Annotated in this window: 9 protein-coding genes; all 9 read right to left on the bottom strand. The window is 39.8% G+C overall.

The window, feature by feature from the left end:
- Positions 1 to 4905: alpha-L-fucosidase (locus ACESNQ_RS04250; protein ID WP_373075261.1), on the bottom strand; the 4905-nt coding region annotated here is incomplete at its 3' end.
- A gap of 312 nt (positions 4906 to 5217) precedes the next feature.
- Positions 5218 to 6102: an ROK family protein gene (locus tag ACESNQ_RS04255; protein WP_373075263.1), complete on the bottom strand. Its 885-nt coding sequence runs from the start codon at positions 6100 to 6102 to the stop codon at positions 5218 to 5220.
- Positions 6103 to 6117: 15 nt separating this feature from the next.
- Positions 6118 to 7035 (bottom strand): dihydrodipicolinate synthase family protein, encoded by a 918-nt coding sequence (locus tag ACESNQ_RS04260; RefSeq protein ID WP_178894574.1) that lies wholly within the window; start codon positions 7033 to 7035, stop codon positions 6118 to 6120.
- A 163-nt stretch (positions 7036 to 7198) separates the two neighbouring features.
- A complete protein-coding gene (locus ACESNQ_RS04265) occupies positions 7199 to 7849 on the bottom strand; it encodes a YesL family protein (RefSeq protein ID WP_281137475.1) in 651 nt (216 codons plus the stop codon).
- A 19-nt stretch (positions 7850 to 7868) separates the two neighbouring features.
- Positions 7869 to 8321, bottom strand: coding sequence for a NanQ anomerase/TabA/YiaL family protein (locus ACESNQ_RS04270; RefSeq protein WP_373075266.1), 453 nt, complete (start codon positions 8319 to 8321; stop codon positions 7869 to 7871).
- Between the two features lie 498 nt (positions 8322 to 8819).
- A complete protein-coding gene (locus ACESNQ_RS04275) occupies positions 8820 to 9659 on the bottom strand; it encodes a carbohydrate ABC transporter permease (protein ID WP_004250812.1) in 840 nt (279 codons plus the stop codon).
- Between the two features lie 16 nt (positions 9660 to 9675).
- The gene (locus ACESNQ_RS04280; RefSeq protein WP_053092415.1) at positions 9676 to 10542 is read right to left on the bottom strand and encodes a carbohydrate ABC transporter permease; all 867 of its coding nucleotides are present in this window, start codon (positions 10540 to 10542) and stop codon (positions 9676 to 9678) included.
- Between the two features lie 234 nt (positions 10543 to 10776).
- Positions 10777 to 12096: an ABC transporter substrate-binding protein gene (locus ACESNQ_RS04285; RefSeq protein WP_373075268.1), complete on the bottom strand. Its 1320-nt coding sequence runs from the start codon at positions 12094 to 12096 to the stop codon at positions 10777 to 10779.
- A 116-nt stretch (positions 12097 to 12212) separates the two neighbouring features.
- Positions 12213 to 12911, bottom strand: coding sequence for an N-acetylmannosamine-6-phosphate 2-epimerase (locus ACESNQ_RS04290; protein WP_006152943.1), 699 nt, complete (start codon positions 12909 to 12911; stop codon positions 12213 to 12215).
- Positions 12912 to 13029: the final 118 nt, after the last annotated feature.

The raw sequence follows: 13029 nt of genomic DNA on the forward strand, positions 1-13029 counted from the left end.
TAGCTTCTTCTTAGCTTCCTTGTCATCACCGAGTTCAGCTGTTTTTCTTTCAATTGCTTCGGTCAGACTTGCCATAGCCTTGTCATAGTTTGGTTCTTCTGGCTGTTCTGGTGTTGGCGTATCATCTGTGCCATAATTTTCTTCCTTATCAAGGATCGTTTGCAAAGCGGCTACTGTCTTCAGAACTTCTTGTGCATTGGCATCACTTGCTGAAAGTTGCTCGGAGAATTTATCCAAGTTTGACTTGAAGGCTTGACGTGCCTCTGGAGTATTCTTCAAGCTTGTCTGGTCAAACTTAACCAACTCATCCTTCCAGTTCTTCATGGCTTGGATTAACTCTGCTTTGGTATAAAGAGCACTACCTTCACCATGAGTGATGAACTGGTCAACTTGGATACCAATATTTCTCGTAGTATCATTACGTTTTGGATCCAATTGCAAGGTTACAGCATGCCAACCTTCTTCGAGTCCAGTCAAACGAACAAGAGTCTGACCACCTTGACGTGTAGCAGCTGTACCACTGAAGTACTTCTTACCGTTGTACTCAGAAGCATTACCTAGGCCATCTTGATACTCGACTTTTCTACCGTCTAACGTCACCTTGTAGATACCATGTCCTGGATCCACATATCCTTTGATCTCAAGACCTGTTCCGTAGAAGTAGGCTGTTACGCTGGCATTTTTCTTCTGCTCTTCTGTCAAACGTCCAAATGACGCCCATGATTCTGTATTTTGGTATTTATCAGCTGAGTTCGTTTCATGGTTCCAACCTGGACTATAGTCAAGCTGAGTTGCCTGATCGTCATAGCTTGTCTGGTCTTTTAGGAGCAATTCTGCCTTCATCACTCGAATAGTAGCTTCTGAAGCAAAACCAAGAAGGGCATTGTCAGAAACGCTAGTCATTTTCACTTTGAAGTCAAAGATTGAATCAGCTTGCTCTGTAAAGTCGATCGTTGGAATCGTGATTGTTTTCTCAGTTTCACCGTCTTGGAAAGTCAGGTCAGCAGTCGTGTCCTTGTACACTTTACCATGAACCCCTGTTCCTGGTTCAGTCACGACATGGACTGTTGCTGTTCCTTTGCTACCACCAACACGTTTAATGGTTACAGTAACCGGTTGACCTTTTTGAACTTCATAGGTCGTTTCTTTCATCTCAAACATACCTTTACCAGCATTGTTGAGCGTGTAGATACCTTCCGTTGCAATAGGCTCGCCAGTCTTATTGACAAGCTTGATAGTATGTTCACCTGGAGCCAAGTCATCTGTTTCATAGACCATCTGACTACGCTTGCGAGCTGCATTTTTGGTTTGGACATCTGCAACCTTTTGACCATCCACGTAAACGGACATTTCACCGTGGTTTGGATCAACTGTAGACACTACATATGCTTTTGTTCCAGTGAAGCGGTAGGTTACGCTAGCATCTTTTTGGTTAGTCCACATAGATGTTCCGCGGACGCCTTCAGATTCATCATACCAAGTTGTATTCTCTTTATCAGCAGTTGTATTTGAATGGTAGTCTAGTCCTAGAGGGTAACCATCTGTCTTCTCGATACTGCTTGGTGTCTTATAAACAGAGAAGTTTGTCAAAATTGGAGTCGCTTGTGCACCAGTAATGGTTACACGAATCTTTTGTGCCTCTACTGGTTGACCTTGGATAAGACGACGATAACCAACAGTTGACCCCTCACCATATGGAACCCAACGACCATTGAGTTCAACTTCAACCTTGAAGCCAGAGATACGTTGACCCTTAGCGATATCTTCTTTGAGTTCGACTACATCAAAACGTCTCTTTTGTCCAAGATCGACAGTAAATTCACCTGTCTTAGCATCATTTGCTAGTGCCCAGCTCGTATCATCCTTACCATCTGTCAAATGACTTGCTTGATACAAGTGATTCTTACGAGTAGAGCTTGCAGTTACAGTTGCACCCTTAGCGAAGTCAGTTGCATACATTTGATCCAAGGTTGCTCGGAATTCTTTCAAGCGAGCGACGTCTGCATCTGCGAATTTACCTTCTTTATTAGGTGGAATATTGAGGAGAAGTGGCGTTCCACGACCAACAGACTTGAAGTAGATATCCATCAAATCTTTGATTGATTTTGGCTGTTGATTGTCATGGTAGAACCAACCTGAGCGGATAGAAACGTCTGCTTCACCAACTGAGTACATATCTCCTTCTGGATCTCCATGGTTGAGATACTCATTCTTCACATCATCAGTGATTTTAGCTTTCTTGACCTTATGCCAAACTGGATCTCCGGCGATACCACGTTCATTACCGATCCAACGGACACTTGTTGGTTGAGCAGAGAAGATAGCGATGTTTCCTTCAGCTTCCTTGATGTACTTGAACCACTCATCAAAGGTATAAGTTACTTTTTGAGCTCCGCTACCACGCGCACCGTCCATCCAAACTTCGATAAATTTACCTTTGTTTCCGTATTTAGGATTGCCAAGGATTTCCTTGAGTTGGTTGAGGTAGTATTCGTTGTACTCTTTCTCAGTTGCAACATGATATTTAGGATGGTTGGCATCCCATGGTGATAAGTAAACACCCATATTCATGTCATACTTAGTCGCTGATTTAGAGATCTCTTCGAGAAGGTCTCCCTTACCATCTTTCCATGGACTTGCAGCCACCGTATGGTCTGTATATTTAGATGGATAAATCACAAATCCGTCATGATGTTTTACAACCATGATTGTTCGTTTGAATCCAGCATCCTTCAAAGTCTTAATCCACTGATCTGTATCAAGATTTGTTGGATTGAAGTACTGAGGATTTTCTCTACCGTTCCCCCACTCAGAGTTGGTGTAGGTGTTCATACCATAGTGGATGAAGGCAGCCAATTCTTCCTTGTGGTAGTCCAATTGAGCCTTGCTTGGAAGTGGACCGTAAGCAGCAATTTCTGTTTCTTCATCTTTTGGATCAACCACTGGAGTTACAGGAGTTGCTGGTTTTGGATCTTCAATCTTTTCGTATTCAAAAATAACTTCATTCACCCCTTTATGTTGGATAGTTGCTTCTTGACTTGCATTTACTGCACGATAACCTGCAATTTCTTTAGCTTGGAATCTATGAACAAAGGAAACATCGTATTCCTTACCTTCGTTATTATCCACAGTTGCAGTCGCCAATTCTTGGTCGGTACCTTTCAAACGATAATGAATGTCAAAGGAACCTTTATTGACCTTATAAACAACCTTGATAACACGAGTTCCTGCAGGAGCCTTGCTCACAACGCTATAATCCTCATCCCAAGCGTCTTTCAATTGTTTATTGACAACTTTGCCATCAATCGATACAATCTCATATTTTTCTTTATTCTTCTTGAAGAAGTCAGTCTTTTCAATTTCTGTTTTGTAGTTATAGTTGAATTGAGTACCAACTTCTGCCTTATCTACAAAGGTATCGTTTTCTTTGACTGGGTTATCATTTTGGTCCACATGCTCGATAACTACACGACCATAGTCAACGCCTTCAAGGAGAGTTGCTACACCACTTTCATCGAATGAATATTTGTTTTCACCGATAACTGCTGTCTTATTTCTTAACATTTCTCCCTCTGGAGTGAAATAATAACGGCTACCGTTATCGCCTTGATACCAGCCTTTAACACCGTATTTATCAATGATGCCTTTAGCCCATGCTAATTGTTCTGGAGACAAGACTAGACCTCCACCGAAGCGGTCTTTTTCAGCAATGTTCGCATTATCAACAGTACCACGTTGGTGGATCCCAATGACCTTACCATCACCGTTGATGATACCGCCACCAGAAAGACCTGATACAGAAGTCAAACGATAGGTAACACCTACTGTTCCCTTATCATCATACTTTTCAGTATCTCTAACGACACCGTCTGCCTTATACAATTGACCAGGTACAATTGGTTCCTTCAATTCTGGTGAGCTTGAATCTGTAGGATAACCAATCGTACTAACAGGTTCTCCTGCTTTGTATTCCCGATGCTCTGCTAACGGAGTAAAGGTTGCAGCCTTATTTGGACTTGCAATCTGTACTGGAACTGGAGCCACAACCAAGGCTAGGTCATTTTTGTACCCTTCACCAAACTTTTCTTTATTCCAGAAATGAATATCCTTTTCTTGGAACAAAACAGTTTTTCCTGAGGTTGGCAATGATCTTTCTTTTGGAGTATTAGAACCAACATTGTAGTAGAACTTAGCAGTATCACCCCCTAAGATATTACCAGCATTGGTTTCAGCATCCTTCTTCAAGAAATTGTGAGCGACTGTCAGCATGATATTTGGAGCCACAAAGATACCTGAACCTGAATTGAGGTAACGCTGAGTTCCACCGTCTGCTAGAGGTGAACTGTAGATTGTGTAAATCATGGTAGCCGATGTAGCTGGTTGCCCCTCATAATTGATATGCTTAAGGTCTTGGCCACCATTGATAATAGCTCTATTTTCTTTTTCGCCTTCAGTTGTACTTGCTTCTTCAGCTTTTAAAATACTTTTAGTTTCAACTTTAGGGCTATCTTTTTCTGATACAATGGCTGAAGTGTCAAGTTTCTTCACTGGTGTATCAGGATAAGCACGGTCAGGAATTTCTGCTGGAAGTAAATCTCCAGCCTCTTCAGTAGTTTTAGTTTCTTCTGTTACTTTTTCTGAAGCAGGAGCTGCTTGTTTAGCAACTTCTTCTTTAACAGGACTCACTACTTCTTTAGTTTTCTTAACTGCTTCCGCTTTTTCTTTATCGACATCGATTACTTCTTTTGCTTGACCTTCTACTTCCAGTTTTGGCTCTAACACAACTTCGTTAGCGGCAACATTTCCAGATGCAAAAAAAGCCAGTCCAACTGCCACAGAGGCTACACCAACCGTTAGTTTACGAATACTGAATATACGACTTCTTTCAAAAAAATACTGTTTCATCAAATTCTCCTAATGAACAAAAGCAGTCAGCTACTGCAAGAGCCCAGTTTCTGCTGGCGACAATTTTATTTCTCAGTGCCTACTTTAAAACTCTTCTTCCTCCCACTCTTATCTTCTGTTTAGATTCATTTTAGAAATCGCTTACATTTTTTCTGAATAAAAAAATGACTTGATTTTACAACCGCTTTTTCGAGATTTCTCAGCATAATAAATATACTATATTATTTCAAGAAATGCAAGGGTTTCCAAAGTTTTATTAAAATTTTACCTAACTTTTTTCCTGCCAAAAAAACCTAAATTGGCAAAGCCAATTTAGGACTGTTTGGTTCTAAAATGATAATATGCACCGAGCATGCCAGCAGTATTCTGATGGTGAGCAAATTCAAGTCGAGTCTTGTCTGCCAAGCTTGGAACAAGCGAATCTTTCAAAGCCTTACGGATTTTTGGTTTCAAAATTGCTTCTTGCCCCATGATACCACCACCAAGGATGACAACTTCTGGATTGGCAACATAACAAATATTTGCGAGACCCTTGCCAAGGTAATCCACCATACGGTCAATCCCCTCCATACAGAGTTTATTGCCTTCGGTAGCTTCTTTGAAAATTCTGCGACCGTTCCACTGTTCCACTTCATCTCCATGTGCGTCTGCTACATACTTAACAAGAGCTGTCGTAGACGCTAAATCCTGGAAGGCTCCATCCTGCATGTGCAGATAACCAACTTCACAGGCAGAATTACTACAGCCATGAAAAACTTGGCCATCAATGATTAAGCAACCACCGATACCTGTTCCAATTGTCAAACAAAGGGTAATACTTGCACCCTTTCCCGAACCAGAGACAGCTTCAGCAAGGCCTGCACAGTTAACATCATTTTCAATTTCACAAGGAATGTTAAAGCTTTCTTCAATTTCCTTTTTAAATTGGGTTCCAGCATAATTTGGAATCTGTGGACCAGCATAGAAAATCTCACCCTTATCAGGATCAACCATTCCCGCTGAGGAAATGGCTACACCTGACACTGGTCCTTTTTCTAGATAGCAAGCTACGATATCTTTTGTTTTCTGTAAGATGTGTGGACCACCCTTGTGCGCCTCAGTCGCTACTTCGTTAGACTCTACAAGTTGTCCATCCTGATCAATTAAACCATATTTGATATTAGTTCCACCAATATCAATTGCAACGTAATTAGTCATAAAACCTCCTGTTGATTAGAGGAAACGCTCCTTAGTTTCACGAATCAATTGAGCAGCTGCTTCTACAACTGGACGATCTTCTTCGGTCACTGGTGTAAGTGGAGAACGAACTGATCCGATATTAAGCCCTTCATTGATTTTCAAGACTTCTTTAATCACACAGTACATATTACCATGAGCTGCAGTTAATTTACCGATGATAGCGTTGATAGCATATTGCAATTCACGCGCTGTTTCTAGGTCTTTATCTGCAATCAATTGGTTGAGTTTCAAGAAGAGTTCTGGCATAGCACCATAAGTACCACCGATACCAGCTTTTGCACCCATGAGACGTCCACCGAGGAATTGTTCATCTGGACCATTAAAGACGATATGATCTTCGCCACCAAGGCTAACGAATGTTTGAATATCTTGAACTGGCATTGAAGAGTTTTTAACACCGATAACACGTGGGTTCTTCAACATTTCTGTGTAAAGACTTGGAGTCAATGCAACACCCGCCAATTGAGGAATGTTATAGATGACATAGTCTGTATTTGGTGCAGCAGCACTGATGTCGTTCCAGTATTTTGCAACTGAGTATTCAGGTAAGCGGAAGTAAATTGGTGGGATTGTTGCAATAGCATCTACTCCCAAGCTTTCTGCATGACGAGCAAGTTCGATACTGTCTTTAGTATTGTTGCAAGCCACGTGAGCAATGATAGTCAACTTGCCTTTAGCAACTGCCATGACTTCTTCCAAGATCAATTTGCGGTCTTCTACGCTTTGGTAGATACATTCACCTGAAGAACCGTTGACATAAAGCCCTTGAACACCTTTATCAATAAAGTATTGTACCAAGGCACGAGTACGTTCTGGGCTAACTTCACCCGCATCATCATAACATGCGTAGAAGGCAGGAATGACACCTTCATATTTTTTTAAATCTGACATAGATTTCTCCTAAGATTTCTTTTTTCTGCTTTGAGCAGATGATTTTTTACTATTTTAGTATACACCTTGTAAAAAGCGCTTTCAATACATCTTAGCCACTTAGATTTTAATTTCTATTCATCTTCCATAGCTTTTCATGTTTGAAAGTAGTTTCATATCATTTTCAATCTGCTTGATATTTAGCAAACAATTTTTCCATTAATCCAGCTTGGCAAAAGGCAAGAAGACCAAAGCCAAAGAGTAGAAATGCTGAACCACCAAGCACTAGAGTAAAGCCTGATAGATAGAGAAGCATAATGATTAACAAAATAATCGCAAGCATCAAGAAGAACCATACGAAGTTAAAACTTACCAAAAGTAATCCCTTTTGGAGCACTTCTTTCCAAGTTAATTGATAGCGTGCAGCAATTGGATAGCTAGCCAACATAACTAGTGTTAAAAATATCAGAATTCCCAAACAAATAGCTTTAATGAGCTGAAAGGCAACACCAGTTTGACTCCAAAATAGTGATAAGTCAACCACGCTAATCAAAAAGATTCCTAATTCCAGCAAACCTAACTGAAAACCTAATTTCAAATTTTGCTTGAAGGCTCTAATATAGATTTTGAAAACAGGAATACGACGGCTGCGCTTCACTTCAAAGATTGTCTGATAGAGACTGATTTTAGCTACTCCAATAGTCACAATAGGCAAACAAGACACAACAAAGAGTAGGTTAACCGTCACGATATCTAAAACTTTCTCGCAAAAACGCATCAGAAAGTTATCCGTATCGAATGCTGCTTTTATCAATCCAGATCCTTTATGTGCCATTGTTTCTCCTCCTAACTGACTAATCGATTAAAATTTTAAATAAATATTTGCGAACTTTATCTTCCTTACCTGCATAACCGTTAGGCTGATGAGGTTCTCCTGGGAAGAAAACTGCAAAATTGTGATATCCCAACAAGAGTGGGTATTGTTCGTGACAATGAACAAAGCCAATATCGCTAGCTTCATCAAAGGCTACAGCCTCATCTTTGATACGAGAACCATAGCTAGAATACTCATGTCCTTCAACTAACAAATGTAAGTCTGCATAGTTTTTATGATGTTCAAAGCGATCATTTTCTTCTTTGTTGAGAACATTTTCCTGCACAACTAAGAAGACCTTATCTCCATCAATGTCGTATTTACCCAATTCAAAAGTTTCTTTACGATGCTCATAGAGATAATCAATAGCCTTGTCCAGATTTGGGTGAATTCCCTTGTAAAAGCTAATGTTTTTTAAATCATCAAAAATCATAGTAATTTCCTTCGCTTCTGATGCTTATTGCCAATTTGATTTATCTTTTTATAATTTCCCTTAAATAGTGCGGACGGAAGGTAAAATTATCCAGTGGATGATTTTAGAAAACCATGAAAAGAAAGTCCTAATTTTTGAGCTCCTCGCTCATTCATTTCTAGGCTCAGGCTAAAATAGTTCCCCGAACTATTTTACTCTCAAAAATTCCGTCCAAGATAAGTACAACATTCTTATCTTGGATACCACTAAAATGGGAAATAACTATTCTACATAATATCTAAAAAGTCAAAAATCAAGTTTATAAGTGTCTAACAAAACTTCATGAAGTAACCAACTCCTCTCCATTTTGTAGACACTTATAATACTATATCATTTTCAATAAATAGATTTTCCTATTCTCAATTAAAATTGAAGAGTAAACTAGGAAGCAATCCGCAGGCTGTACTTGAGTACGGCAAGGAGTCGCTGATGTGGTTTGAATTCAATTTTCGCAGAGTATTAACCTTTAACGGCTCCCATAGTAATCCCTTGAGTGAAGGATTTTTGGAAGACAAGGAAGACTGTTACAATTGGCACAGCCGCAAGAGCAGCCCCTGCCATAATTAAACCATAGTTGGTTGCCATCTCAGCCTGCATAGTCGCAACCCCGAGTGAGATGGTCAAGTTGTTACGAGATGTCAACATAACCAACTGCATAAAGTAGTCATTCCATGTATTGATGAAGGTAAAGATTGCAAGAGCTGCAAATCCTGGTTTCACAATAGGGAAGGCTACGCTCCAGAAAGTACGAATCTCACCACATCCATCAATCTTAGCTGATTCGAGCAATTCTGTTGGAATGTTTTCACTGAACTGTTTCATGAGGAAGACCCCAAATGGCCATCCGATCAAAGGCAAGATAACCGCCCAAAGAGTGTCATGGATTCCCATGAAGTTGACGATACGTACCAATGGTACAAGGACAACTTGTTTTGGAAGAGCCATGGCAGCGATAAAGATAGCAAACAGGATACGTTGACCGTAGAAACGTTTCTTAGCCAATACATAACCTGCTAGGGATGAAGTTGCACAAACCAAGAACATAGTAACCAATGAAATGAAGACTGAGTTCCACATCCATTGTAAGGCTGGGTTTTGCACCATCAATTGTTGGAAGTTCTCCATTGTTGGAGCTTTAGGGAACCATTGTGGTGGAATCATAATGGTATCTGGTTGTGATTTGAATGCACCTGTCAAAATCCAGTAGAATGGAAAGATAAAGAGTACAGTCAATAAAAGCAAGAAGATGGTTGAAATAACAGTGAAAGCTGTTAAAGGTTTCTTTTGTGTAGATTGCATAGCTGTCTCCTTTCTATTAATATTCTACGTCGTTTCCAAGTACTTTAAATTGAACAAAGCTGACGATAGCGATCATAACTGCCAAGAATACACCAATAGTATTGGCATAACCATACTCAGTCAATTGGAAGGCTTTCTCGTATAGGTAGTACATAAGTGTACTTGTTGAGTAGTTTGGACCACCAGAAGTCAAAAGCTGAATCAAAGCGAAACACTGGAATGAGTTGATTGTTGTAATGATTGCGATATAAAGAGTTGTTGGAAGGAGGCTTGGCCATTTAATCTTCCAGAAAACTTGTAACTCAGTTGCTCCGTCGACACGCGCCGCTTCAACAAGAGAGTTATCAATATTACCCATTGCAGCGATGTAAAGGATGATTGGTTGACCAACTGATGTTGTCAAAAGAATAATCATAATCGCCATCAAAGCCCAGTTTTTATCACCCAACCAAGAAATGTTTTGGCTAATGATATGGCTTGACTTAAGCACGAAATTCAAAATACCTGATAGAGGATCATAAATCCATTTCCATACAACCGTTACGGCAACACTACCTGTTACAACAGGAAGGAAGAATACGAAACGATAGAAGGATCTAGCAACTGCATTTTGTTGGTAAGTTTGTGATGCCACAAATAGTGAAAAGAGTACAACGACTGGTACAGATCCGATAACTAAGATTACGGTATTAATCAAAGATTTAGTAAAGACAGGGTCTTTAAACATGCGGATGTAGTTGTCAAGTCCCACAAATTCAAAGCTAGTCATCGAGTAGTTAAAGAAACTAGTGATGAATCCCATGATCATTGGAGCAAGGACAAAGACGGTAAAGAATATTAATACTGGTGCTAAGAAAGCATAAGAAACAATTGTTTCTCTCATGCGAATTTTATTGACTTTCACAGTCGGCACCTCACTTTCAAATAGTTTTTGTTTTTTTAATTGTTGTCTGACATTGATGTAAAATCAAAATGAAATTTTTTCCAAGAAAAGCCTATGTAAGAACTTCATTTTAATTTTGACCTGTCAGTTCCTTACACTTTTTAAACAAAACTCCCCCTTTTCGTACACAAATGTGCACAGGGAAAAGGGGGGATTTTACTTTTTATTTAGGGCTTATTGTTTAGCTGCTTTTTTGATTGTTTCATTCGCTTTTTCAGTGAATGTCTTCAAAGCTGCAGCAGGTTCTTGGTCACCATTAGATACTGCTTGCAACATTGGGAACCATAGAGTTCTCATTTCAGCAAATCCGTCGATTGTGTTGTAGTATGGAGAGTAGTATTTAGTCCAACCACTGATAGTTTCCATACGTTTATCATCATAAAGTTTTCCAAATGAAGTACGAACTGGGAAGGCACCTGTACGAACTACGTCTTTAGGACCCCACTCTTTATCATCAGCGATGAATTGGATGAATTTCTTAGCAGCAGCAACTTTCTTTTCATCTTTGTTGTTAAATACTGCAAATCCGTTTACAAGGTACTCAAGAGCTGGTTTGCCTGAATCAGATGGGAATGGAACTTCTACCACTTCAACTTTACTTGCTTCCAACAATTTAGCTTGGATACCGTTTTGAGCTGGTGCCCAAAGGATTGTGTATGATGTTTGACCGTTTGCAAAGTTTTGGATGTCTGCTCCACCGTCAAATTGTGAACCGTTGTTCAACAAACCATCTTTAATCCAGCTAGTTGCTTTTTCAAGACCTTTGACGAACTTAGGATCGTCAGTTGTGTATTTAGTAACTTCTTTGTCTGTTACAGAACCGCCGTAAAGGTTAGAGATGAAGGCACGTGTTCCTTGGTCTCCCCCTTGACCAGAACTGAACAATGAACCTGGAGTGTATCCTTTATCTTTAAGTGCTTTCAAGACTTTTTCAAAATCATCTGTTGTCCAACCTTCTTTAACAAGGTTAGCTACACCAGCATCTTCCAACATTTTCTTGTTCATAGCCATGTAGAATGGTGCAGAACTGATTGGATACATGTAAGCTTTATCACCAGCTTTACTTGCTTGAATGATGTTTTCGTTGTTAACATCTTTTACAAATTCATCTGTAAAGAGGTCATTCAACTCAGCCAATTTACCATTTTTACCGTAATTAATGATACGACCTGGTGCATCGAAAAGTACATCTGGAGCAGTTCCAGCTTCAATAGCTGTCGTGATTTTTTCTGGACCAGATTTGAAGTCGATTGTTTCTAGTTTAACTTTGATATCTGGGTTTGCTTTTTCGAAAGCTTCGATGATAGATTTTTCATAAGTTCCTACACCGTCACCAGATTTTTCTTGAGTGAAGACTGGGAAAGCCCACCAAGTGATTTCAGTTTTTCCTGCATCACTTGCAGCGTCTTTTTTAGCGTCTGATTTGCCACAAGCAGCAAGAGATAGAACAGCAGCACCCGCAAGTACTGTACAAGCTAGTTTTCTAAATTTCATTAGTATTCTCCTAAATGATGATAAGCGTATCCGAAACGGATAATGAGTATTGACAACTTTGTATACGTTTACATTTTGTTTTACTAATCAACCACTCTCCTCGTGTTTTAATTGTCTTATTTGAGACCTGCAACAAATCGTTCCGTGATCTCTTTTGGTCTAGTAATAGCGCCACCAACTACGATGCCTCGCACTCCGTAACCTAGGATTTGCTTAGCCTGTTCTGGTGTATGAATTTTTCCTTCTGCGATGACGTCTACACCTGCATCACAGAGTTTTTTAATAAGTTCAAAATCTGGACCATCCACTTTTGGACTATAAGATGTGTAGCCTGACAAGGTTGTTCCGACAAAGTCGATTCCCGCCTCAACTGCTGTTAGTCCTTCTTCAAAGGTACTTGTGTCAGCCATCAAGAGTTGGTTTGGATATTTTTCTTTGATTTGACGGATAAATTCTTGAATCTCTAGGCCATCATGGCGTTCTCTCTTGGTACAATCTAGAGCGATTACCTCAATATCTAGAGCTGCTAGTTCATCAACTTCTTTCATAGTAGCTGTGATGAATGGTTCCTGTGGTGGATAATCACGTTTGATAATTCCGATAATCGGAAGATTTGTGACCTCTTTGATTTCCTTAATATCTCGAACACTATTTGCTCGGATACCGACTGCTCCACCTTGCTCAGCCGCTTTGACTAGCAAGGGCATTACACCTCCCGCTTCTGTATAAAGCGGTTCGTGAGGAAGTGCTTGACAAGAAACGATGATTCCATCTTTAATCTGCTCAATCAAAGCTTCTTTACTGATCTGTGGCATCCACTTTCCTCCTTTTCTTTTTTCTTATGAACCTATTATATATCATTTTTGAAGCGCTTTCAATAACTTGCACTAGAATAGATTGAAGTTTCAAAACAATTTTAGGAAACAGAATCTC

It is taken from the genome of Streptococcus infantis (assembly GCF_964243025.1).
Taxonomy (GTDB): Bacteria; Bacillota; Bacilli; order Lactobacillales; family Streptococcaceae; genus Streptococcus; species Streptococcus infantis_N.

Bases quoted from the DNA above. Each gene is read 5' to 3' on its own strand.
- ACESNQ_RS04255 (WP_373075263.1), bottom strand. From the start codon at position 6,102: ATGACTAATTACGTTGCAATTGATATTGGTGGAACTAATATCAAATAT.
- ACESNQ_RS04260 (WP_178894574.1), bottom strand. From the start codon at position 7,035: ATGTCAGATTTAAAAAAATATGAAGGTGTCATTCCTGCCTTCTACGCA.
- ACESNQ_RS04265 (WP_281137475.1), bottom strand. From the start codon at position 7,849: ATGGCACATAAAGGATCTGGATTGATAAAAGCAGCATTCGATACGGAT.
- ACESNQ_RS04270 (WP_373075266.1), bottom strand. From the start codon at position 8,321: ATGATTTTTGATGATTTAAAAAACATTAGCTTTTACAAGGGAATTCAC.
- ACESNQ_RS04275 (WP_004250812.1), bottom strand. From the start codon at position 9,659: ATGCAATCTACACAAAAGAAACCTTTAACAGCTTTCACTGTTATTTCA.
- ACESNQ_RS04280 (WP_053092415.1), bottom strand. From the start codon at position 10,542: ATGAGAGAAACAATTGTTTCTTATGCTTTCTTAGCACCAGTATTAATA.
- ACESNQ_RS04285 (WP_373075268.1), bottom strand. From the start codon at position 12,096: ATGAAATTTAGAAAACTAGCTTGTACAGTACTTGCGGGTGCTGCTGTT.
- ACESNQ_RS04290 (WP_006152943.1), bottom strand. From the start codon at position 12,911: ATGCCACAGATCAGTAAAGAAGCTTTGATTGAGCAGATTAAAGATGGA.